The organism is Devosia sp. Z6_126 (assembly GCF_058133495.1).
Genome location: NZ_JBYUNO010000003.1, coordinates 594,247 through 615,644, shown reverse-complemented (window position 1 = coordinate 615,644; position 21,398 = coordinate 594,247). Strand labels below are relative to the sequence as shown.

General features: G+C 63.8%; 22 protein-coding genes. 12 read left to right on the top strand and 10 right to left on the bottom strand.

Annotated features, from left to right (window positions below):
* Nucleotides 1–78: 78 nt before the first annotated feature.
* On the bottom strand, nt 79–867 hold the full coding sequence (locus tag AC3YOG_RS15220) for a metallophosphoesterase family protein (protein ID WP_489935678.1): 789 nt from the start codon (nt 865–867) through the stop codon (nt 79–81).
* 318 nt (nt 868–1,185) lie between these two features.
* Between AC3YOG_RS15220 and AC3YOG_RS15215 the strand changes: the two genes are divergently transcribed.
* From AC3YOG_RS15215 to AC3YOG_RS15190, 6 genes are all read left to right on the top strand, one after another.
* Nucleotides 1,186–1,974, top strand: coding sequence for a sugar transferase (locus tag AC3YOG_RS15215; protein ID WP_489935677.1), 789 nt, complete (start codon nt 1,186–1,188; stop codon nt 1,972–1,974).
* 183 nt (nt 1,975–2,157) lie between these two features.
* Nucleotides 2,158–3,183: a sulfate ABC transporter substrate-binding protein gene (locus AC3YOG_RS15210; RefSeq protein WP_172124306.1), complete on the top strand. Its 1,026-nt coding sequence runs from the start codon at nt 2,158–2,160 to the stop codon at nt 3,181–3,183.
* Between the two features lie 298 nt (nt 3,184–3,481).
* The gene (locus AC3YOG_RS15205; RefSeq protein ID WP_172124304.1) at nt 3,482–4,408 is read left to right on the top strand and encodes a polyprenyl synthetase family protein; all 927 of its coding nucleotides are present in this window, start codon (nt 3,482–3,484) and stop codon (nt 4,406–4,408) included.
* Nucleotides 4,405–5,361 carry an ATP-binding cassette domain-containing protein gene (locus tag AC3YOG_RS15200; RefSeq protein WP_172124302.1) on the top strand — a complete coding sequence of 319 codons (957 nt, stop codon included), beginning with the start codon at nt 4,405–4,407 and terminating at the stop codon, nt 5,359–5,361. The genes AC3YOG_RS15205 and AC3YOG_RS15200 overlap by 4 nt, the downstream gene beginning before the upstream one ends.
* On the top strand, nt 5,358–6,560 hold the full coding sequence (locus tag AC3YOG_RS15195) for an ABC transporter permease (RefSeq protein WP_489935676.1): 1,203 nt from the start codon (nt 5,358–5,360) through the stop codon (nt 6,558–6,560). Before AC3YOG_RS15200 ends, AC3YOG_RS15195 begins: the two co-directional genes overlap by 4 nt.
* 80 nt (nt 6,561–6,640) lie before the next feature.
* Nucleotides 6,641–7,165, top strand: a complete 525-nt coding sequence (locus AC3YOG_RS15190) for a sterol desaturase family protein (RefSeq protein ID WP_489935675.1) — start codon at nt 6,641–6,643, stop codon at nt 7,163–7,165.
* Here the strand turns inward: AC3YOG_RS15190 and AC3YOG_RS15185 are convergent.
* From AC3YOG_RS15185 to crtY, 3 genes are read right to left on the bottom strand one after another with little or no spacing between them, the layout of a single operon-like run.
* Nucleotides 7,162–8,085 (bottom strand): phytoene/squalene synthase family protein, encoded by a 924-nt coding sequence (locus AC3YOG_RS15185; protein WP_489935674.1) that lies wholly within the window; start codon nt 8,083–8,085, stop codon nt 7,162–7,164. The genes AC3YOG_RS15190 and AC3YOG_RS15185 overlap by 4 nt on opposite strands.
* A complete protein-coding gene (locus AC3YOG_RS15180) occupies nt 8,082–9,578 on the bottom strand; it encodes a phytoene desaturase (RefSeq protein ID WP_489935673.1) in 1,497 nt (498 codons plus the stop codon). Before AC3YOG_RS15180 ends, AC3YOG_RS15185 begins: the two co-directional genes overlap by 4 nt.
* Nucleotides 9,575–10,819: a lycopene beta-cyclase CrtY gene (gene crtY, locus AC3YOG_RS15175; protein WP_489935672.1), complete on the bottom strand. Its 1,245-nt coding sequence runs from the start codon at nt 10,817–10,819 to the stop codon at nt 9,575–9,577. Before crtY ends, AC3YOG_RS15180 begins: the two co-directional genes overlap by 4 nt.
* A 180-nt stretch (nt 10,820–10,999) precedes the next feature.
* On the opposite strand from crtY, the gene AC3YOG_RS15170 reads away from it, so the two are divergent.
* Both AC3YOG_RS15170 and AC3YOG_RS15165 read left to right on the top strand, forming a co-directional pair.
* Nucleotides 11,000–11,620: an alpha/beta hydrolase gene (locus AC3YOG_RS15170; protein WP_489935671.1), complete on the top strand. Its 621-nt coding sequence runs from the start codon at nt 11,000–11,002 to the stop codon at nt 11,618–11,620.
* Between the two features lie 97 nt (nt 11,621–11,717).
* Nucleotides 11,718–12,758, top strand: a complete 1,041-nt coding sequence (locus AC3YOG_RS15165; protein WP_489935670.1) for a DUF3298 domain-containing protein — start codon at nt 11,718–11,720, stop codon at nt 12,756–12,758.
* A gap of 3 nt (nt 12,759–12,761) precedes the next feature.
* Here the strand turns inward: AC3YOG_RS15165 and AC3YOG_RS15160 are convergent, their stop codons facing one another.
* Nucleotides 12,762–13,058, bottom strand: coding sequence for a GNAT family N-acetyltransferase (locus AC3YOG_RS15160; protein WP_248305123.1), 297 nt, complete (start codon nt 13,056–13,058; stop codon nt 12,762–12,764).
* 116 nt (nt 13,059–13,174) lie between these two features.
* Between AC3YOG_RS15160 and AC3YOG_RS15155 the strand changes: the two genes are divergently transcribed.
* The gene (locus tag AC3YOG_RS15155; RefSeq protein WP_489935918.1) at nt 13,175–13,549 is read left to right on the top strand and encodes a RidA family protein; all 375 of its coding nucleotides are present in this window, start codon (nt 13,175–13,177) and stop codon (nt 13,547–13,549) included.
* Nucleotides 13,550–13,656: 107 nt separating this feature from the next.
* Here the strand turns inward: AC3YOG_RS15155 and AC3YOG_RS15150 are convergent, their stop codons facing one another.
* Both AC3YOG_RS15150 and AC3YOG_RS15145 read right to left on the bottom strand, forming a co-directional pair.
* Entirely contained in the window at nt 13,657–14,505 is an 849-nt protein-coding gene (locus AC3YOG_RS15150) for a fumarylacetoacetate hydrolase family protein (protein WP_489935669.1), read from the bottom strand.
* Between the two features lie 42 nt (nt 14,506–14,547).
* Nucleotides 14,548–15,297: a GntR family transcriptional regulator gene (locus AC3YOG_RS15145; protein ID WP_489935668.1), complete on the bottom strand. Its 750-nt coding sequence runs from the start codon at nt 15,295–15,297 to the stop codon at nt 14,548–14,550.
* 124 nt (nt 15,298–15,421) lie between these two features.
* On the opposite strand from AC3YOG_RS15145, the gene AC3YOG_RS15140 reads away from it, so the two are divergent.
* Both AC3YOG_RS15140 and AC3YOG_RS15135 read left to right on the top strand, forming a co-directional pair.
* A complete protein-coding gene (locus AC3YOG_RS15140) occupies nt 15,422–16,972 on the top strand; it encodes a UxaA family hydrolase (protein WP_489935667.1) in 1,551 nt (516 codons plus the stop codon).
* A 104-nt stretch (nt 16,973–17,076) separates the two neighbouring features.
* Nucleotides 17,077–18,264: an alpha-hydroxy acid oxidase gene (locus tag AC3YOG_RS15135; RefSeq protein ID WP_489935666.1), complete on the top strand. Its 1,188-nt coding sequence runs from the start codon at nt 17,077–17,079 to the stop codon at nt 18,262–18,264.
* Between the two features lie 6 nt (nt 18,265–18,270).
* On the opposite strand, the gene AC3YOG_RS15130 is transcribed toward AC3YOG_RS15135, so the two are convergent.
* The 3 genes from AC3YOG_RS15130 to AC3YOG_RS15120 are packed head-to-tail and all read right to left on the bottom strand — an operon-like array spanning nt 18,271 to nt 19,985.
* Nucleotides 18,271–19,071 carry an anti-sigma factor family protein gene (locus AC3YOG_RS15130; protein ID WP_489935665.1) on the bottom strand — a complete coding sequence of 267 codons (801 nt, stop codon included), beginning with the start codon at nt 19,069–19,071 and terminating at the stop codon, nt 18,271–18,273.
* Complete coding sequence (locus tag AC3YOG_RS15125; protein WP_127754068.1) at nt 19,068–19,574, bottom strand: sigma-70 family RNA polymerase sigma factor; 507 nt, start codon at nt 19,572–19,574, stop codon at nt 19,068–19,070. The genes AC3YOG_RS15130 and AC3YOG_RS15125 overlap by 4 nt, the downstream gene beginning before the upstream one ends.
* Before the next feature lie 18 nt (nt 19,575–19,592).
* On the bottom strand, nt 19,593–19,985 hold the full coding sequence (locus tag AC3YOG_RS15120) for a COG4315 family predicted lipoprotein (RefSeq protein ID WP_489935664.1): 393 nt from the start codon (nt 19,983–19,985) through the stop codon (nt 19,593–19,595).
* A 250-nt stretch (nt 19,986–20,235) separates the two neighbouring features.
* On the opposite strand from AC3YOG_RS15120, the gene AC3YOG_RS15115 reads away from it, so the two are divergent.
* Complete coding sequence (locus AC3YOG_RS15115) at nt 20,236–21,336, top strand: TRAP transporter substrate-binding protein (RefSeq protein ID WP_127754066.1); 1,101 nt, start codon at nt 20,236–20,238, stop codon at nt 21,334–21,336.
* Nucleotides 21,337–21,398: the final 62 nt, after the last annotated feature.

Genomic DNA, 21,398 nt, shown 5'->3' with positions numbered 1-21,398 from the left:
TCGGGTGCATAGCATCTGAATGGGGACTGGGCAGCAGCAAATGTTAGAAAAAGGGGCACTGTGTCCTTCCGTCGCCTCCTAACCATCCGAAGGACCTGCCTGAAGCAGCGCAGGGTTGTGCCCCACCACGAGCCGGACGGCGGTGAGGCGGGCGGTGGCGAAGGCTCCGGTGTCGATATTGATGTGGGAGGGTAAGAGGAGGGGAGTTGGGAGCGGAGTGTGGCCATGCACCACGACCTTGCCGAAGGCGGTGTAATCGGTGGTGGCGTCGGGGCGGTACCAGAGCAGGTCGTCTTCGCTTTGCTGCTCGAGGGGCAGGCCGGGGCGCAAGCCTGCATGCACGAAGATGGTGGTCCGCGTTTCGATCATGCTGGGGGCGGCTTCGATGAACCGTCGGTGAGCCGAGGGAATGGAGCTTTCCAATATGGCGCGGGCGCCTTTGCCGGAAAGGCCGCGAAGCGCACCGGCAGTCAGCCCGTAGGACTGCAGTGTTTGCGTCCCGCCAAGCCCCAGCCAATGGTGCCGCTCGGAAGGGGCGGCCAGAAAATCAAGCATCATGGCTTCGTGGTTGCCGGCCAGGGCCAGCCGCGTGAAGCCATCCGGCGGGGGCGCGAGCAGATGCTCGATCACGCCGGCGGAGCGGGGACCGCGATCAACATAGTCTCCCAACATCACGAGCCATTTCTCGCCCGCATATGATGCGGCGTCAGCAAGGATCATGCCTTCCAGTTGCTCGAGCAGATCAAGACAGCCGTGAACATCGCCCACGGCATAGACGACTGCCGGATCAGTTGAAGCGCGCAGCCTTGGCCGCTCCCCTTCGGCGGTGAGTGCAGATCGATCGAGCAGCCGCTGCAGGAACTTCATCTTGTGCACCATCCGCGGCACAAGTGCCGGCTTGGGTCGGGGGCGGTTCGGCTTAGGTGAGCCAGTTCTCTTGTAACACCAGTATTGCAGCAAAGGCTGCCAAGGAGATCGTGCCGACGCCATGATTCAAAATCGGGCAGGACTGTTCATCACATCGTGCCGACGGCGATGTGGTCACCCGCTGGCTCACATTTAGCAGTGCAAACGCCCAACATTAACTGGAACAGAAGAGTCTTGAAGATTCAAGTTGGCTAGGAGTTCTACATACGCAATACTCTGTTTACCACGCGAGCTATCAGGCCTGCCATGAACAATGTCATGCGTCCTCTTGATACCCAGACAGCAAAGTACATTGCCGAACTTTTGCTGGAGGATGCGGGCGCTGAGGGCGCTCTTGTTCAAGTGGTTCCGGAAAACGACAATGAACTGCCCGTACAAACGGAACATGGAGGCCTGCCGCTGCTCTGGGAAGACGGCTGTCCCGTCGCGGCTGTTCCGAGCTCGTCCCAGTTGCAGATCAAGCGAGTGGTCGATGTAACCCTCGCCCTGGCAGCGCTTCTTGGGCTGGCTCCGCTCTTGCTCCTTGTCGCAGTCCTTGTGGCCGCCACCAGCCCGGGTCCCATCCTGTTCAGGCAGCGGCGCGAAGGGCTGGGTGGGCGCTTGTTCTGGACATTGAAGTTCCGATCCATGCCGGTGGATCGCTGTGACAGGAGCGGGTTGCAGCAAACCAGGCGGAATGATCCGCGGCTCACGCCTTTTGGCGCCTTTATCCGCCGGACCAGCATTGATGAGCTGCCGCAATTGCTCAATGTGCTGTGGGGAGAGATGTCCCTGGTCGGGCCTCGTCCGCATGTGCCGGGCATGTTTGCAGGGGGCATGCCCTACAAGGATCTGGTACCCTATTACGATTGTCGGCTTGCCGTGCGGCCGGGGATCACTGGCTGGGCGCAAGCCAATGGCCTGCGCGGGCCGACGGGTGATGCGGAGGCGGCACGGTCCCGCATCGAGTTCGACTTGGCCTATATGCAGAACTTGTCCGTGTGGCTTGATCTCAGGATACTGGGTCTTACCCTGCGCAACCAGTTTTTGACCGGGTCCGGCCACTAAGCTGTTGGTGAATGGCGGGGGTGCCCTCATCGTGTCGGAACGGTGAGAGCAGTTGGTGTGCATGCAAGGGCCAGCCAAGGGCAAGAAATTTTACCCGTGCTGCTGCGCGCGCCACGCGATGATCTCGTTTAACTCTACTCTCCTGCTAGAGTATTGCGCGCAACGTCTTCAGGGAGACTCAGATTGAGAACGACAGCCAGACTGCTTGCCTATGGCGCCTTGGGCGCTTCTCTGGTGCTGGGCTTTGCCGTTACGGCGCATGGGCAGGATCGGACCATCATCAATGTCTCGTATGATCCGACGCGTGAGCTGTACCGGCAGTTCAATGAAGCCTTTGTGCGCCATTGGCAGGAAACTACGGGCGAAAACATTGCCGTACAGGTGACCCATGGCGGTTCGGGCTCGCAGGCGCGCACGGTGATCGACGGGCTTGAGGCCGATGTGGTCACCCTGGCCCTCGAGAGCGACATCAATGCCATCGCTGACGGAACCGATCTCATCCCCGACGACTGGCGCGGGCGGTTCGAGAACAACAGCGCACCCTATACGTCCACAATCGTGTTCCTGGTGCGCAAGGGCAATCCGGACGGCATCGTTGATTGGGGTGACCTGATCAAGGAGGGGGTGGAAGTGATTACGCCCAATCCCAAGACTTCGGGCGGCGCCCGCTGGAATCTTCTGGCTGGATGGGCCTGGGCGCGCGCCCAGGAGGGCGGGAGCGACGAAACGGCGAAGGCCTTCATCACCGAACTTTACCAGCATGTGCCGGTGCTCGACACCGGCGCGCGTGGCGCGACCACGACCTTTGTGCAACGCGGCATCGGCGATGTGTTGCTGGCCTGGGAGAACGAGGCCTACCTCGCGATGGAGGAGCTTGGCCCCGATGCGTTCGACATCGTGACCCCCTCCGTTTCGATCCTGGCCGAGCCGCCCGTCGCCCTGGTGGAAGGCAATGTGGACCGCAAGGGGACGCGGGACGTTGCGGAGGCATATCTGCAATATCTTTATTCAGACGAAGGGCAGGCCATCGCCGCTGCGAACTATTATCGCCCATTCCGCCCCGAGGCTGCGGCTCCCGAGGATGTTGCGCGGTTTGGTGAGGTCAATCTTGTGACTATCGAGGAGTTCGGCGGCTGGCGCGAGGCGCAGCCGGCGTTCTTTGCCGATGGGGGCATCTTCGACCAAATTTACTCAGGCCCTACACAGTAGTTTTGGAGGATCGGCCGGGCAGCCGGCCGATCCCCGCCTTGTTGATCCCTTTTTCGCCCATCCCGAGGTGGTGCGGGTCTATCCATTCGCTTGCGTCACTATGCCCGACTAAGGTATCTCGCGCATAAGCGTCGGGCGAGAAGGCGAAGAGCATGATCAAAGACGGCGGCGTCGGCACGGGAGTGCCTGAGGAATCATTCGTAATTGCCGATCGGCCATCGGCTTACTGCGCCAGCCTCCCAGTAGCCGACAGCCGTAGCCTTGTCGCAATGGGCCCGCGGGCCAAGCGGGAGCAAGCATGAGCGCTGCCGGGAACAGCCACAGCATGCCGCTCCCTGATCAGCAACTCGCAGGGATGCTTTCCGCACGGGACGCAATCGAGGGTCGGCTGGAGCAGTTGCTTGCCAGTCCAACAGGTGTGCCGCCCAATTTGAGCGCGGCGTTGCGTCATGCGCTGCTTGCCCCCAGCAAACGCATCCGGCCCTTGCTGGTTTATCATGTGGTGGAGCCCCAGGACGCGCAGATTGCCGGCGCGCTCGACCTGGGGTGCGCGGTGGAGATGGTCCACACCGCCTCGCTCATTCTGGATGATTTGCCCTGCATGGACGATGCGGTGATGCGCCGGCAACGCCCGACAACGCATATGGCGTTTGGGCAGGCGACCGCCATTCTGGCGGCTATTGCCCTCTTGAGCCAGGCCTTTGGGATATTGGCGGCGCTTGCCGGCGTTGACGATGCCACCAAGACCCGACTGGCGGCGGAGTTGTCGGCGGCGGTAGGCTGGACCGGCTTGGTGGCGGGCCAGGAGCTCGACGTCAATGAGCGCGCCAGTATTGTTGCCGTCGATGGAATCGAGCAGCTGAATTGGCTCAAGACAGGCGTGTTGTTTGTCGCAGCCGCGCGGATGGGCGCCATGCTGCGCGGCCTGCCCGATAAGGAGGTTGAGGCCGTTGGCTTGTTTGCTTCCCATTTGGGACTGGCGTTTCAAACTGCCGATGACCTGCTCGACAGCAATGCGACGGCCGACGAGGCAGGCAAGGATGTCGGCAAGGATGGCAACAAGACCACGCTCGTGACCTTGTTTGGCGAACAGGCGGCGCTTCTCAGCTATCGCGAGCATTTGGACAAGGCGGAAGCTGCGCTGTTGCAGACTCGGATCAATGCCCGACCTTTGATGGCCATGATCGCCCGCCTGTTTGAACGACGCGAGACCCCGACGCCGTGATCTCGCAGCCAGCGGCACTACAAGTCCAGGCGCTGCGCATCAGCTATGGCAAAAGACAGGTCCTTAACGGGGTCGACCTCGTGGTGAACGCGGGCGAGATCTTCGGCTTGCTTGGGCCCAATGGCGCAGGCAAGACGACGTTGATCCGGTCGATCTGCGGGCGCTGCAAACCCGATGCGGGGCAGATCTCCATCGCCGGCAAAGTGGGCCGGAGCAGGGATGTGCGCCGCCAGATCGGCCTCGTGCCGCAGGAGATCGCGCTTTATCCCCATCTCACGGCGCGCGAAAACCTGCTGGTATTCGGGCGCTTGATGGGGCTTTCGGCCGCCGAGGCGAAGGCCGCTGTGGTCTGGGCGAGTGCTGCCACCCATATCGAGGCGCGACTGGCCGATCAGGTGGGGATCCTGTCAGGTGGCTGGAAGCGCCGCGTCAATATCGCGGCGGCTATTCTGCATCGCCCGGCGCTGCTGATCCTCGATGAGCCCACCGTCGGGGTCGATGTGGAAGCGCGTAACCATCTGCACGAAGTGATTGCCGAATTGGCGGGTGCGGGCATGGGAGTGCTGCTGGCGACCCACGATCTCGATCAGGCCGAAACCATTTGTTCCCGGGTGGGCTTTTTGCGCGGCGGAGTGATCGGGCCGCAGGGCGCGCCACGGGCCCTCGTGGATGAGGTGTTTCAAGGGCGCCAACAGATCATTGTCGAGTTGCGGCGCGCCCCAACACCAGAGCAGATCGACTTCCTCAATCAGCGTGGGTTTGAGCCGGTGCAGGCAGCGATGATCTGGTCGCGCATGAGCGGGGCGACGCCGATACCGGCTGCAGACCTGGCGAAATGGCTGGCCAATGCCGGCGTCGAAACGCGTGAATTGCGGCTGCGGGAGCCAGGGTTGGACAGTCTTTTTCTCCACCTGTCGCGGCAAGGGCAAGCAGTGCCGGGGGCAGCCGCGTGATCCTGGCCATGCTGCGCGTCATGGTGCTCAGTCTTGTGCGCGATCGCGGTGCGCTGGCGATGGCATTTGTGCTGCCGCCGATGATCTTTGTGATCTTTGCCGCAATTTTTGCAGGGACCGGGGGGGAGGAAATGCGCCTCCAGGTAGGGTTCGGGGTGGCTGATGCTGCGTCCGTCGATCCCCGGTTCGAGGCGGCGTTACGTGAAATCCCCGCGCTTCGGGTGCTGGAGGGCAGCATTGGCTCGGAAGCCGAGATGCAGGCATTGGTGCAGGCAGGCCACGCCGATGTGGGACTGTTTCTGCGCGATGGGCTGGCGCGCACCGATGCCGCACCAGTGGTGATCTTTGCCGACCCCGCCAAGAGCATGGCCCCGGCCATATTGATGGGCCATGTGCAGCGCATCCTGGCCCAGGATCTGCCCGATGTCGCGGTGTCGAGAACGGCACCCCTGGTGGGTGAGCTCGTGGGCGGCTTTTCACCGGAACAATCCCAGCGTCTTACCGCGGCTCTCAACGCGCTGGCCGCAGCGCCGGCGGAGGGCGGTGCGAGCGCCGAGCTCAGCGAGATCCATACGGTGGGTGAGGCCAGCGATGGCAGCGCCGCGGTCACCTATTATGCGGGTGCCGTCGCGATCCTGTTTCTGCTGTTTTCGGCCATGCAAGGGGCGGCGACGCTGATCGAGGAGCGCAATTCGGGCATTGTCGATCGGCTGGCGGTGGGGCCAGCGGGAACCGATGTCGTCGTGATCGGCAAGTTCCTGTTCCTGATCGGGCAGGGCGTGGTGCAGGCCGGCTTGATCTTCGGGCTCGCCATCCTGCTTTACCAGGTGCCGGTGCTGCAGCATTGGTGGCCCTGGTTGCTGACCACTGTTGCCGCGGCCGTGGCGGCGGCGGGCCTAGGGCTGGCGGTAGCCGCATTTTGCACCAGCAAGCAGCAGGCTCAGACCATTGCGACCTTTCTTGTGCTGGTGTGTTCGGCGGTGGGTGGCTCGATGGTGCCTCGGTTCATGATGCCGCCCTGGCTGCAAGAACTGGGCTGGTTCACCCCCAATGCCTGGGCCATCGAGGCGTATCAGGGTGCGATGTGGCGGGGGGATGCCCTGGCGGCATTGGCGCCGAGCCTCGCCGTTCTGGTCGGGACCGGGCTGGTCGGGGTGTCGTTGGCGGTGGGGATCTCGCGGTTGCGGCTGCGCTTTTAGGCCGCGCGAGCTCTTGCCCTCACTTAAGCCGCGTTCTGGGCTATGCTAGACTAGACATAGGCGCCTGATCGAGTTTGAACATGGACACGCTTCTCCACTTTCTTGTGCCGACCGTGCTGGTGGTGGCAACCACCGCCTTCATGGAATGGTTCGCATCCTGGTCGCATGAGCACATCATGCATGGCTGGGGTTGGGGCTGGCATCAGTCACACCACGAGCCGCACGACGACGCGCTGGAAAAGAACGATCTCTTTGCGGTCGTGTTTGCCGGCTTTGCCATCGCCTTGTTCGCGCTGGGGGCCTTTGTCTGGTGGCCACTGACCTGGATTGCGCTGGGCATCACCATCTACGGCGCCTTGTACTTTCTCATGCATGACGGGCTGGTGCATCAGCGCTGGCCGTTCAAGCATGTGCCCCGCAAAGGCTATCTGAAGCGGGTCTACCAGGCCCATCGCCTCCACCATGCCGTGCAGGGCAAGGACGGGTGTGTGTCATTCGGCTTTGTTTATGCCGAGCCGGTGGACAAGCTGGTCAAGAAGCTCAACACGGGTCGCCGGCCATTCGATGCCGAGGCGCTCAAGGACGAAGAACGTCCCACCGCCTAAGGGCGCTGCCACAGTCCATCTCGGCCGGCTTGCGCCCGCGGAAGGCGGGAGGCGGCCACATCGGCTAGGCTGGCCAGAACCAGCACGGCCTTGCGCGTGCCGGAGGTGGACACCCGGGCGTCCCAGGCTTGGGGGCCGCCCTGGCGCAACTGGGTGCCGATGGCGCGATAAACCCGGCGCGCGGCAGCGATGGCCCAGGCGGAGCGTGGTGGCAGCGCCGCCATCCCCGATCCTGCGGAAGCATAATAGCGCTCGGCCAGGTCCAGCAGTTCGAGCGCCGCACGATGCAGCGCCGGGCGCTGGGAGGCATTGTCGGGCTCGATGGTGGTGATGCCATGGCGCGCGAGCAGGTCGGCGGGCAGGTAAACCCGGCCGGCGCGGGCGTCTTCAACTACATCGCGGGCAATATTGGTGAGTTGGAAGGCGATGCCGAGGTCCGAGGCACGATCCAGCACGCGGCTGTCGCGGGCGCCCATTATCATGGCCATCATCACGCCAACCACGCCAGCCACGTGGTAGCAATAATCGAGGGTGTCGTTGATGGTGGCGTAATGGCGCTCGGCGGTATCCATGGCGAAGCCGGCCAGCAGTTCCTGAGGGTGGCGCGCCGGGATTTGGTTGCGCTCGACGACGCGGCGCAGCGCTTCAAAAATTGGATCGCTTCCCGTTTCGCCCCGTAGTGCGGCGGCGGTTTGTTCCTGCAGCTGGTGCAGCCGCTCGGCTTGGCCGCGCCGGAATTCGGGATCCTGCGCATGGCCCAGGGTCTGCCCGTCGATGACGTCATCGCAGTGGCGGCACCAGGCATAGAGCATGACGGCGTCGTCGCGGGTTTGCCGATCGAAGAGGCGCGCGGCGGCGGCAAAGCTCTTGGAGCCTTGAGCAATGGCGGTTTCGCTTTGGGTAACGACCGCATCGCTCATGGGGCGGCATCCGCAATCATCAGGCCGGCGGTGGCCTTGGCCGAGCCGACCACGCCGGGAATGCCGGCGCCGGGATGGGTGCCGGCGCCCACGATATAGAGATTGGCGAAGTTGTCGTCGCGGTTGTGCGGCCGGAACCAGGCACTCTGGGTCAGGATCGGCTCGACCGAAAAGGCTGAACCGAGATGGGCGTTGAGTTCGTTGCGGAAGTCGAAGGGGGTGAAGTGGCGAACGGTCACCAGATCCTTGAGGAGATCGGGGATGTAGTGATCGTTGAGGTATTGGAGTATCCGGTCGCGATAGATCGGCCCCTGCACGTCCCAGTCAATATGGGCAGTGCCCAGATGGGGCACGGGCGAGAGCACGTAATAGGCGCTGGAGCCGGCCGGGGCGAGGCTGGGGTCGGTGACTGACGGGGCGTGCAGATAAAGCGAGAAATCATCGGCAAGACCATCGGCCTTGAAGATTTCCGAGATCAGCTCGCGATAGCGGGGCCCGAACAGCACCATGTGGTGGCGCAGCTCAGGATGTTCGGTCTTGAGGCCGAAATAGATCACGAAGAGCGACATGGAGAAGCGCTTCTTTTCCAGCGCCTTGGCTTGGGCGGGGCCGCGCTGGGTGGCGCGCAGCATGTGCTTATAGGTGTGCACCACATCGGCATTGGAGGCGACCATGTCGAAGCGCTGGGTGGTGCCATCTGCGAGTGATACACCGGTGACGCGGTCGCCCTCGGCTTCGATGCGGTCGATGGCGGCGTTGAGATGGACCTTGCCGCCCAGATCCTCGAAGAGGCGCACCATGCCCGCGATCAGGGCGCCCGTGCCCCCTTGAGCAAACCAGACGCCGCCCTTGCGTTCAAGGGCGTGGATCAGGGCATAGATGGAAGAGGTCTCGAAGGGATTGCCGCCAACCAGGAGCGAATGGAAGCTGAAGGCCTGGCGCAGTTGGTCGTCCTTGATGAACTGGGCGACCTTGGAATAAACGCTGCGATGACTTTCGAGGCGCACCAGCTGGGGTGCGGCCTTGATCATCGACCAGAAGTTGAGGACCGGCACGGTGCCCAGCTTCTCGTAGCCCTCGCGATAAAGGTCTTCGGAATAGCGCAGGAAGCGGTGGTAGCCAGCCACGTCCTCGGGGGACTTGGCGGCGATCTGGCGATCGATATCGGCCTGATCATTGGCGTAGTCGAAGCGATAGCCGTCCTCCCAGCAGAGCTGGTAGAATGGGGTTACGGGCAAAAGGGTGACATAGTCCGAGAGCTTGCGTCCGCTCAGCGCCCAGAGCTGCTCAAGGCAGTCGGGATCGGTGATGACGGTGGGGCCGGCATCGAAGGTGAAGCCATCGTCGCTATAAACATAGGCGCGCCCCCCCGGCTTGTCGCGCTTTTCATAAAGGGTCGTGGCAATGCCGGCGCTTTGCAGGCGAATGGCGAGGGCCAGCCCGCCAAAGCCAGCTCCGATCACTGCCGCGGTTTGGTTGGGCTTGGCGCTCACGAGTGCTCCTGGGACAAGAAGGGCGCTTCCCTCAGACAGGGCAGGGCGCGATGAATGGGGACGGGCGGCTTGCCCATCAGGATGCGCGCCATGTCGGCCGGCGTGGTTTGGCCGGCATAGAAGCGCTCGATCAGCGGTTCGCTCAAGCGGTAGAACCGCTGCAGGACGAGATGGCGTCGCTCGGGCCTGGCGGCGCGAAACAGCATGCGGTTGAGCAGGCGATAGAATTTTTGCGCATGGGCGCGCCCGATAGCGTGGGCGCGGATGCGCGTGGCCAGTTCGGGGCTGGCGGAGGGCCAGGCGTCGGCCACTAGATTGGCGACTCGCACCGCTTCGGGGAGGCTATAGCCGGTAGTGGGATGAAAGAGCGCAGCCCGCATGCCCGCCTGGGGGATGTCGCGGGGACGATCAGCCCAGAATTGCTCGGCATCATAGGCGAGCGCGATCGGCAGGACGCCATGTTCCTCGCGCACCACGCTGGCGATGGTCCAGCCCTGCGCCTGGGCGTAGCCAGCTATGTCGCGGGCAAGTTCATCGCGATCGAGGTTGTCGCCATCCGAATATCTGGTGTCCTCGATGAGGATGCGCGTGGGCGAAAAGGGCAGGAGATAGACAAAGCGGTAGCCGTCGCGCTGGTCGACCGAGGCATCCATGATCACAGGGAGTTTGATCCCGTGCGGCTCGGTGGTTTCAACTTCCTGCCCGACGAATTTTTGGAAACCGAGCGCCAGCGCGGGGCTGGGGGTGAAGCCGCTGGTGTCGATGACGCATTGGGCCCGCAGCTGTTCGCCGCTGGCGAGGGTCACTCCCTCCGGGCGCAGATCGGCCACGGGGGCGGCACTGCGGATCGTCAGGTTGGGAAGAGCTTGCATGGCTGCGGCCACCGAGGCCGAGGACAGGCTCGCATAGCCGGAGCGGAGATCGCGTGAAAAGGCCTGGAAGCGGACGGACTGGCCAGCCCAGCGATGGGCGATGAGCGGGGACAGCCAATGCAGGTCGGCAGCGCTGACATCCCCGGTGTGGAACGACCAGGTATGTTCGCCAAAGGGCTGGTCACTGGCTTCGAGCATGACGATGGGCGGGGGATTGGGCGTCTTGGCGAGCCGTTGCGCAATCAAGCCGCTGGCCAGTCCCGCACCAACGAGAATCAGCGGATCGGTGGTGGTGCCATGCTGCATGTAGAAGGTGGGATCCGCTCGGTGTTGCGGGGCGGACAATAGGGGATTGGCGGGCAAAGTCATCAAGCTTCGTTGCAGCGGCGCTAACATCTTCGAGCGCGAAGTTGTCAGATGCTCCCGACCAGCGGGCCTTTGGCGCCATCGTTGCCGCTGGGGCAACAGAGTGTAGCGCTAACGCGCGGTTGCGCCGCCGCCGGTCGGTGACCGATATTCCTGGCCATGACAAGCCCGAGGAGTGAGGCCATGGCTATCGAACATTATCGCGACGCGCCGGGTGCGGGAGCGGAGGCACCGCTGTTTGTGCTGTTTCATGGCACGGGCGGGGACGAGAACCAGTTCTTCGGGCTTGGGAGCCAGCTTTTGCCGGGTGCGCGGGTGGTCACGCCACGGGGCGATGTCAGCGAAGGCGGGGCGCTGCGGTTTTTCCGCCGCACCGGCGAGGGCGTCTATGACATGGACGATCTTTGGGCGCGGGTGGCTGATATGGCCGCGTTCATCGAGGCGCGACGGGCGGAAAGCCAGCCGAGCAAGCTTGTCGGGCTGGGTTATTCCAATGGCGCCAATATCCTCGCGGCGCTACAGTTTGTCCGGCCCGATCTGTTCGATGCCAGCGTGCTGATGCACCCGCTGATCCCGTTTGCGCCGCCAGCGAGCCCGGGTCTGGCGGGGCGGCAGGTGCTGCTGACGGCGGGCCGGCGCGATCCGATGGTGCCGGCCGGGGCGACCGAGGCGCTAGAGCAGTATTTCGCCGGGCAGGGCGCGCAGACCCGCCTCTTCTGGCATGAAGGGGGCCATGAGTTGCGGCAGGAAGAACTGCTGGAAGTCCGGGATTTTCTCAGCTCTTTCGCGCCCCGGGAGGCCTGAGCGACGCCCTGAGCCGCCCGATTAAGCTTGTCAAAGGCCCGGGATTTGCCGGACCGGATTGTCGTGCTAGCACATGACGATCCGGGGGAGGACTTCGATGAGCCGTATCGCTGTTACAGCCTTGATCATCGCCATGCTGTCCGTGCCGGCATCGGCCGCCAGCTTTGATTGCAGCAAGGCGAGCACGCCTTTCGAGCGCGCCATCTGCGAGAACCCCGAGCTGTCGCGCGCCGACGAGACCCTTGCCAAGAGCTTTGCCACGGCGACCGGTGGGCTGACCACCCAAGCGACGGATGCCCTGCGCGCCGACCAGCGGAGCTGGCTCGACTTTGCCCAGCGCGCCTGCACCGATGATGCGCAGCCCTTGACCACCGGGAGCTATGACGAAGAAGGGGTCGCGTGCCTGCGCACCCTGTTCGAGAACCGGGGCAAGGTGCTGGAAGGCAGCCGCATGTTGGGTGGCAAGCGGTTCTATCCGACGAGCAACTACGCGGTGCTGCCCGACCCGGACGCGGCAGGCGATCCGGATTCTTTCTGGAAGGTGGCCACCCATGAGCTGGCTCTGCCCCTGCTGGACAGCGACGATCCCCTAGCCGCGGGGTTCAATGAGTTCGTGGTTGCGCAGGCCAATCAGCTGACGCCCCTACGCACGCTGGCGGATGAGGGGGAAGCCGAAGCGCTGGAAACCAGCAGCGACAGCGATGTCGCGATTACGGTCCAGGAGGTCACGCCCAGCCGGATCAGCCTTGATGTGTCGACCTTCTGGTATGGGCATGGCGCGGCGCACGGCAATTGGGCGACCACCTATCTGCATTACTATGTGCCCGAGAACCGCGCGCTGGAGGCCAGCGACTTGTTCACGGGTGAGGGCTGGCAGGGCAAGCTGCTCGACCTGGTCTGGCAGCAGCTGCAACAAGAGCATGGCGAAAACCTGCAGCTCGAGGGGCCGCAGGACCTGGCCGAGGTAGTGATCGATCCCAGCCGGTGGAGCTTTGAGAATGACCGCGGGCTCACCATGCAGTTCGAGCCCTATGAGGTGGCCGCCTACGCCTATGGCGCCCCGACGGTCACGATCGGCTGGGACAAGCTCGAGGACCTGCTCGGCCCCAATGCCAATGCGGTGCGCTACGGCTCCTGAGGCTCAGGCGCGCAGGTCGGCCCATTCGGGATGGCGGCGGAACTGTGCCACCACATAAGAGCATAGCGGGGTGATCTTGAAGCCCTCGGCGCGCGCATCGCTGATCGCCGCATTGACGAGGCGGGCGGCAATGCCGCGGCCTTCGAATTGCGGCGGCACGCCGGTATGGTCGATGACCATGGAGCCATCGGGTCCCGTGCGGTAGGTCATTTCCGCCTCTGCCCCGCCATCTAGGCGCACGAGGTAGCGCCCGCTCTTGGGACCATCTTCACGTTCCACTGTGTATTGGGTGTCGCTCAAGGGGCTCGTCCTTGGTTGGATTGGGCTCGGATCATGCAACGCAGCGGGGCGCCGGCAAGTTGCCGGCGGGGTGGCCGCGAGACCTGGAGACGCAGATGTCCATGCCTATTCACCACATGATTGCCGCCGGCCCGCAACCGGTGGCGCCGTTTTCCCATGCGGTGGAGGCCGATGGCTGGGTGTTCGTCACCGGGCAAATGCCGACCGACCCGGCGGCGCCCGATGCACCGCTGCCCGATGGGATCGAGGCGCAGACGCGTCGGGTGGTCGAGAATCTGCGCGTGGTGCTGGCCGGCGTCGGGCTGGGGCTCGAGCATGTCACCATGGCGCGGATTTACCTCACCCAGTTCGAGCGGGACTACGCGGCGCTCAATGCGCTGTGGCCGAGCTTTTTTGAGCCGGGCAAGCTGCCGGCGCGGACCACGGTGGGGGTCACGGCGCTCGCGGTGGGGGCGCTGGTCGAGATCGATCTGGTGGCGCGGCGGCCTTAGAGGCGTTTGGTGCTGAGCAGTGGGGAGATGCCTTTGATCGAGGCTCTCGCCCCCCACCCTTGATCCCTCCCCGCGAGGGGAGGGTGTTGACTGCGGGGCCGGTGAGCTTAGGCGGTGTAGGCTTTGACGGTCTGCTGCTGCTCGCCGAGACCTTCGATACCGAGGCGCATGACGTTGCCGGGCTTGAGCCAAACGGGCTCGGGCTTGATGCCCATGCCGACGCCCGGAGGGGTGCCGGTGGTGATGATGTCGCCGGGCTGCAGGCTCATGAACTGGCTGACATAACTGACCACATGGGCGACGCCGAAGATCATGGTCTTGGTGGAGCCGTCCTGGTAGCGCTTGCCGTCCACTTCGAGCCACATCTTGAGGTTCTGCGGATCGGCAACTTCGTCCTTGGTCACAAGCCAGGGGCCGATGGGGCCAAAAGTGTCGGCGCCCTTGCCCTTGTCCCAAGTGCCGCCGCGCTCGGTCTGGAAGTGGCGTTCGGAGACGTCGTTGCAGACGCAATAGCCGGCGACATAATCCATGGCATCGGCCTCGTCGACATAGCGGGCTTCCTTGCCGATCACGACGGCGAGCTCGACTTCCCAATCGGGCTTGATCGAGTTCTTGGGGATGATGACGTCGTCATTGGGGCCGATGATGGCGCTGGTGGCCTTCATGAAGATGATGGGCTCTTCGGGGATGGCAGCGCCGGTTTCGGCGGCATGGTCGGCATAGTTGAGGCCGATGCAGATGAACTTGCCCACATTGGCCACGCAGGGGCCGATGCGATCGCTTTGCAATTGGGGCAGGGCGTTGACATCAGCCGCACGGATGCGCGCCAGCCCTTCGTCCGAGAGGGTTTGCCCGCCAATATCGGCCACAATGCCGGTCAGGTCACGAACCGTGCCGTCTTCGGCCAGAATGGCGGGCTTTTCGGCGCCCTTAGGCCCAACGCGCAGCAGTTTCATCGGCGAACTCCATGGTTGTAAGTGGCTTTGCGCGGATTGCGCTCAGCCATAGGGAAAGGTGTCGGGGGTGTCGGCACTCTCGTCGCTGTCGGCGAAGAGGTGTGGGTACTCGCGGGCAAAGGCGAAGAGTTCAACCATTACCGCATCGATATGGGCGCGGATGGCCGAGGTGGCTTGGTTCTGGTCGCCCGACAGGATGCCGTCAAAGATCGCCTGGTGCTCGGCAATGGTGAGGGCAAGGCGCCGCGGGGTGATGATGAGGCGGCGGGCGCGGTCGAGATTGGCGCGGGCCGAATCGATGATGCCCTTGATCTTGGTGAACCGCATGGAGCGGAAGATGATGTCGTGGAAATCAATGTCGAGCCCATGGAAGCGCTCGCTGTCTTCCTCGAGGGCGGCGGCACGTTGTGCCGCCATATTGGCGTGCAGCGCCTCGATTACTTCGGCGTCGTGATTGCCGATCAGCACGCGCAGGGCTTCGCTTTCGAGGCCCTTGCGGATCAGCATGTATTCCCGGACATCGGCAATACGTACGAGGGACACGGTGGAGCCGCGTTGCGGGGCAATTTCAACGAGGCCCTCGATCTGCAAGCGGCCCAGGGCTTCGCTGACCGGAAAGCGCGAAACGCCCAGTTCTTCGCAGATGGCTGCCTTGTCGAGAGTTTCGCCGGGAGCCAGTTGCAGCGAGACAATCGCCTGGCGCAGCGAATTGGTCACATCAAGGGTGACGCTGCCACGCGCTGGGGCATGGCTTCGCTGCAGAAATTGGTAGGGACGGGCTTCCGAACTCATGCTAACATGTTAGTCGCAGTCGAGGTTCCTGGCAAATCCAACGCGCGGAGCGGTTTTCCCGTGCCGCAGTCTGGCGGCAAGTCCGCAGGCGAGAGCGCCCAGAGACCCATGAGTGGAGCCAATTATGTCTGAGACCATGATTCGTCCGGAAGCCAGGACCCTGGTGCTGAACCCTCGCGACAACACGGCCGTGGCGCTGTCCAATCTGGAAGCCGGGACGGTGACGCCGCAGGGCGTAGTGATCGGCAAGCGCGTGCCTAAGGGGCACAAATTCGCGGTGCGGCCGATCCGCGCCGGCGAGGCCGTCACCAAGTTCGGGCAGATCATCGGCTTTGCCAAGGACGCGATCGCGGCGGGCGACTGGGTGCATGAGCACAATTGCGGGATGGGTGGCGCCGATGGCACGCTGCATCACGACTACGCTTTTGCCGAGGGGGCGGTGGCGCCCGAGATGGTGCCGGTGGCCGAGCGGGCGACCTTCCAGGGCTTCCGCCGCGCCAATGGGCGGGTGGGAACGCGCAATTATATCGGCATCCTGACCTCGGTGAACTGTTCGGCGACCGTCGCCAAGTTCATGGCCGAGGAGATCAATCGCTCGGGCATTCTGGCCGACTACCCCAATATCGATGGTGTGATCCCGTTCGTGCATGGCACGGGCTGCGCCATGGATATCCAGGGCGAGGGCTATCAGATCTTCCGGCGCACCCAATGGGGCTATACTGCCAACCCGAACCTGGGCGCAGCGCTGCTGGTGGGGCTGGGCTGCGAGGCGTTCCAGATCGGCAAGATGAAGGAAAGCTACGGGCTGAGCGAAACCGACACCTTCCAGACCATGACGATCCAGGAGATCGGCGGTACCCGCAAAATGGTCGATTGGGGCGTCGAGCGGATCAAGGAAATGCTGCCCGTGGCGGCGCGGGCCCAGCGCGAAACGGTGGATGCGTCCGAGCTGATGCTGGCGCTGCAATGCGGTGGCTCGGACGGCTATTCGGGCATCACCGCCAATCCGGCGCTGGGTTATGCCGTTGACCTGCTGGTGCAGCAGGGCGGCACCGCGATCCTGTCCGAAACGCCTGAGGTTTATGGCGCCGAGCATATGCTCACACGCCGCGCCGTATCGCGCGAAGTGGGCGAAAAGCTCATCGAGCGCATCCACTGGTGGGAAGACTATACCCGCCGCAGCGGTGGCGAAATGAACAACAATCCCTCGCCCGGCAACAAGCTGGGCGGGTTGACCACCATCCTCGAAAAATCGCTGGGCGCGACCGCCAAGGGCGGCACCACGCCGCTGACGGCGGTCTATGAATATGCCGAGCAGGTGCGCGAAAAGGGCTTTGTGTTCATGGACACGCCCGGCTTCGATCCGGTTTCGGCGACCGGCCAGGTGGCGGGTGGCGCCAATATCCTGGCCTTCACCACGGGGCGCGGTTCGGCCTATGGCTGCAAGCCGGTGCCCTCGATCAAGTTGGCCACCAATTCCGATGTTTATGCCCGCATGACCGAGGACATGGACATCAATTGCGGCGATATCATCGAGGGCGTCTCGATCGAGGAAAAGGGCCAGCAAATCTTCGATCTGCTGCTGCGCATCGCTTCGGGCGAAAAGAGCAAGTCCGAACAGCTGGGTTATGGCGACAACGAGTTCGTGCCCTGGCAGGTCGGCGCGACCATGTAGGGGCGCGCTGCGTCCTCCCAAGTGGCCGCCCCTAGCCGGGCGGCCTCGATGAACCGCCAAAATCCAAGTTGCTCGGCCACGCCGCTCGCCCGGAGCTTTTACCCATGTCCGCCCTCGACAAAGCCCTTACCATCAATGAACTGATGGCAATCGCCAAGCGGCGGGTGCCCAAGCAGTTCTTCGATTATGCCGATTCCGGCTCCTGGACCGAGGGGACCTATCGCGCCAATAGCGAGGATTTCAGCCAGATCAAGTTGCGCCAGCGGGTGGCCGTGAACATGGAGGGCCGCACGCTCGCGACTACCATTTGCGGCGAGCAGGCCTCCATGCCGGTGGCGCTGGCCCCGACGGGCTTTACCGGGATGCAGAGCGCCGACGGGGAAATCAAGGCGGCGCGGGCGGCCGAGAAGTTCGGCGTGCCGTTTACGCTCTCGACCATGAGCATCTGCTCGATCGAGGATGTGGCGGAAAATACCGGCAAGCCGTTCTGGTTCCAGCTCTACATGATGCGCGATCGGGGGTTTATCGAGCGGCTGATCGACCGGGCCAAGGCGGCCAAGTGCTCGGCGCTGGTGCTGACCATGGACCTGCAGATCCTTGGGCAGCGGCACAAGGATTTGCGCAACGGCATGTCGGCGCCGCCCAAGTTCACGCCGCGGTTCGTCTTTGAAATGGCGCGCAAGCCGCAATGGGCCATGCAGATGCTGGGCACCAAGCGGCACACCTTCCGCAATATTGTGGGGCATGTGGATGCCGCGGGGGATCTCTCCAAGCTCTCTGCCTGGACCGCGTCGCAATTCGATCCGGCGCTGAGCTGGAAAGAGATCGCGTGGGTCAAGGAGCGCTTCGGCGGGCCGGTGATCGTCAAGGGCATTCTCGATCCCGAGGACGCGCGCCAGGCGGTGGCGCATGGGGCCAACGGGATCATCGTGTCCAATCACGGCGGGCGCCAGCTCGATGGTGCACCATCCTCGATTCGGGTGCTGCCCGAAATCGTCGATGCCGTGGGCAACAGCACCGATGTTTATCTGGATGGCGGCATCCGCTCGGGCCAGGATGTGTTCAAGGCCATGGCGCTGGGCGCCAAGGGGACCTTTATCGGCCGCGCGTTCCTGTGGGGACTGGGGGCAGGCGGCGAGGCCGGGGTGACGCGGGCGCTGGAGATCATCCGGCGGGAGCTCGATATCACCATGGCGCTTTGCGGGGAGCGCGATATCAAGGCGGTGGGGCTGCACAATATCTATTCCATCGACCTGCCGCCGCGGAACTCGCCGCTGGGCGCCAATGGCTGACCGCCGCTAGCTGCGATAGTGTTCTTCAGGTTCTCCGTCACCGGTCAGTTGCCGGTAGATCGCCTGCGAGACGATTTGCATCTGCGGCTCGGGCAGGGTGCCCACCACGGTGCAGGTGATGCGGGCATTGGCCCAGTAAAAGGCTTCCGCCCCTTCCAGGCTGGCGAATTCGTAGGCGTGTTCGCGGTCGGGCAGGGCTGCGGTGACATAGATGGTTACCCGGTCACGCCCAGCATTTTCGTACATCAACTGAGCGGCGCGACCGCCGGCCGAGGCCGTGCCGGGCAGCAGACGGCCACCCACCAAGGTGAAACCTTCGGCCGCGAGGTCGGGCGCGGCGAGGGGCGTTTCCAGCCGGTTGGAAAGCCAGGAAGTCAGGTGGTCCTCTTCGCTGGCGGCGACCTCCACGGCGTGGCGGTTCTCAGCCACAAACACGTCATGGGCGCGCACGGCATCGGCGATCAGCACAGTGCTGGGCTGCGGGGCAGGCGACCAGGCACGGGCGAACCAGCCTGCGCCCAGGCCCAAACCCACAAGGAGGACGGCGGCGAGGGCCTGCCGCCAGAGGCGGTGGCGGCGGGTGGTGAGCTCGGCGGCCATCCGCCGGGGATGCAGCCTCACCGGTACCGGCTCCGCCCCTGCTGGCTCGAACAAGGTGCGAATGGCGTCGTTTTGGCGGGCCCAATTTGAAACTTCAGCGGCGACCTCAGGATTGGCGGCCAGATAGGCCTCGACCTGTTCGCGCGTTGTGGGGTCGAGCTGCCCGTCGGCAAAGCCCATCAGCGTATCGCGGCTGGGGGCGTTCATTTCACAGTCCTCAGATGCGGCTCGGCCGGGGTGCCGGTCAGAAGGCGCAGGGCGGCGCGGGCGCGGCCGAGGCGAGACATCAGCGTGCCCAGCGGAACTCCAAGGACAGCAGCGGCCTCGGCATAGGAGAGGCCTTCAAGGGCAATCAACAGCAAGGCTTCCTTTTGTTCGGGCGGGAGGGTTTCGATGGCCCGCGCCATTTCGGCCAGGGCGAGATGGCCGGGCTGGGGCGCGGCGGTTGCTGGTTCGGCGATGGCGTCGAGCGGCATCATCGCGCCCTGGCGGTGCCGGGTGCGCAGGTCATTGCGGTACAGGTTGAGCAGAATGGTGAACAGCCAGGCCCGCATCGGGCCGGTAGGGCGGAACAGGCCACGGCGCGAAATGGCGCGCTCCAGGCAATCCTGCACCAGGTCGTCGGCGAGGTCGGCACTGCGCGTCAGCGCCCGGGCATAACGCCGGAGAGCTGGCACGCACGCTTCGACATCGTCGAGGAACTCGGTCACCCCAGGCTTCCGCCGTCCTTATTCAACAGCAAGATGCCAGACGCCGCCGACGCCGTCACCGGTGATATCGCCGGGCTGCATGTCGTCCTTCCAGTAGTAGAGCGGCCAGCCTTTATAGGCCCACATCTGGCCGCCATCGGTGCGATCGACCAGAGTGAACTCGCCCTCGGGCGTGGCGCCGTCCTCGGCCAGGAGCGGGGGCCAGTTGGTGGCGCATTTCTCATAGCAATTGGTGACGCCGGGCTCGTCCTTATCGAAGATATAAAGGGTCATGCCATCGGCATCAGTCAGGACCATCTTGCCCCCGATATCGGTGGATTGAACCGCGCCGCCCAGATATTCGGCGGCAAGGAGTGGGGTGGCAAACAAGGCGAGTGCAGAGGCGGTGGCAACAAACATGCGGATCGACATGGAGTTTTCCTTCCGGTTTGGCGGGGCGGCAAAGCGGCCCTCAGCAGCGTCAACACCGCCCGAAGCGGTTTAATCCCGGTGGGCCAAAAAAACCTTTGCAGAGACGATCTTGCTGGGATTGCAACAAGATACTGGACAGGCGGCGTGCCGGCTGATTTTTTACTTCAACTTGTCACGGACAGGGCCAAAGGCTGGTCTCGGCGCGACAACGGTATTTGTGCAGCAAAGCTGCACCTTTGGGAGGAAGTGCATGAAAAGACGCGAGTTTTTCAAGTCCGCATCGGTGGCCACGATTGGTGCTGCAGCCGCAACTACGTTGGCTGCTCCGGCAATTGCGCAGGGCACCATCAACTGGCGCATGGTTACGACCTGGCCCAAGAACTTTCCGGGCCTGGGTGTCGGCGCGCAAAGGCTGGCGGACCGGATCGGCCGCGCTTCAGGCGGACGGCTCAACGTTCAGGTTTTCGCCGCCGGTGAAATGGTGCCGGGCCTACAGGCGCTGGACGCCGTGATCGATGGCTCGGCCGAGATGATGCATGGCACGCCCTATTACTGGCAGAACAAGAGCCAGGGCCTGTCGTTCTTTACCGGCGTGCCGTTCGGGCTGACCAGCCGCGAGCACACCGCCTGGATGCGCTATCTCGGCGGCCAGGAAATCTGGGACGAGATCTACGACCAGTTCGGCGTCAAGGGCTTCATGTCGGGCGATACCGGCACGCAGGCCGGTGGCTGGTTCCGCAATGAGTTGACCGGGGTTGCCGATGTGCAGGGCCTGCGTTTCCGCACGCCGGGCCTCGGTGGTCAGGTCTGGGCCAAGCTGGGCGCTTCGGTGACCAATCTGGCGGCAGGCGAAATCTTTGCCGCCCTCCAGTCGGGTACGCTTGATGCTGCCGAGTTCGTCGGGCCCTATAACGACATGGCGCTGGGGCTCTACCAGATCGCCAAGAACTACTACTTCCCCAGCTTCGTTGAGCCGGGCCTTGCCACTGAACTGGTGGTGTCCAAGTCCAAGCTCGCCGAACTGCCCGAAGACCTGCAGGAACTCGTCGCCACCTGCGCCCAGGCGGCTTACGACGACGTTGCTTCGGACATGTATGCCAATGAGCCTCGCTCGCTCGCGGCGCTGGTCAGCGAACATGGCGTTCAGGTCCGCGCTTTCCCCGAGGAGATCGTCGAGGCTGGTGCCAAGGCGTCGGTTGAACTGCTGACCGAAATCCGTGAAGGCGGCGACCCGCTGACCAAGAAGACGGCGGAGAGCTTTATCGCCGCGTTCAACCTGCTGCGCACCCGCACCGAGAACACCGACATGCCTTATCTCGTAGCGCGCGAAAAATACGTGCAGTACAGCTAAGCGGCATCGGTTGGATGCAGAAAAGCCCGGGCAATTTGCCCGGGCTTTTTGTTTGTGCGTCA

Coding starts and splice junctions, on each gene's coding strand:
- AC3YOG_RS15220 (WP_489935678.1), bottom strand. CDS start 867: ATGAAGTTCCTGCAGCGGCTGCTCGATCGATCTGCACTCACCGCCGAA.
- AC3YOG_RS15215 (WP_489935677.1), top strand. CDS start 1,186: ATGCGTCCTCTTGATACCCAGACAGCAAAGTACATTGCCGAACTTTTG.
- AC3YOG_RS15205 (WP_172124304.1), top strand. CDS start 3,482: ATGAGCGCTGCCGGGAACAGCCACAGCATGCCGCTCCCTGATCAGCAA.
- AC3YOG_RS15190 (WP_489935675.1), top strand. CDS start 6,641: ATGGACACGCTTCTCCACTTTCTTGTGCCGACCGTGCTGGTGGTGGCA.
- AC3YOG_RS15185 (WP_489935674.1), bottom strand. CDS start 8,085: ATGAGCGATGCGGTCGTTACCCAAAGCGAAACCGCCATTGCTCAAGGC.
- crtY (WP_489935672.1), bottom strand. CDS start 10,819: ATGACTTTGCCCGCCAATCCCCTATTGTCCGCCCCGCAACACCGAGCG.
- AC3YOG_RS15170 (WP_489935671.1), top strand. CDS start 11,000: ATGGCTATCGAACATTATCGCGACGCGCCGGGTGCGGGAGCGGAGGCA.
- AC3YOG_RS15165 (WP_489935670.1), top strand. CDS start 11,718: ATGAGCCGTATCGCTGTTACAGCCTTGATCATCGCCATGCTGTCCGTG.
- AC3YOG_RS15155 (WP_489935918.1), top strand. CDS start 13,175: ATGATTGCCGCCGGCCCGCAACCGGTGGCGCCGTTTTCCCATGCGGTG.
- AC3YOG_RS15150 (WP_489935669.1), bottom strand. CDS start 14,505: ATGAAACTGCTGCGCGTTGGGCCTAAGGGCGCCGAAAAGCCCGCCATT.
- AC3YOG_RS15145 (WP_489935668.1), bottom strand. CDS start 15,297: ATGAGTTCGGAAGCCCGTCCCTACCAATTTCTGCAGCGAAGCCATGCC.
- AC3YOG_RS15140 (WP_489935667.1), top strand. CDS start 15,422: ATGTCTGAGACCATGATTCGTCCGGAAGCCAGGACCCTGGTGCTGAAC.
- AC3YOG_RS15135 (WP_489935666.1), top strand. CDS start 17,077: ATGTCCGCCCTCGACAAAGCCCTTACCATCAATGAACTGATGGCAATC.
- AC3YOG_RS15130 (WP_489935665.1), bottom strand. CDS start 19,071: ATGAACGCCCCCAGCCGCGATACGCTGATGGGCTTTGCCGACGGGCAG.
- AC3YOG_RS15120 (WP_489935664.1), bottom strand. CDS start 19,985: ATGTCGATCCGCATGTTTGTTGCCACCGCCTCTGCACTCGCCTTGTTT.
- AC3YOG_RS15115 (WP_127754066.1), top strand. CDS start 20,236: ATGAAAAGACGCGAGTTTTTCAAGTCCGCATCGGTGGCCACGATTGGT.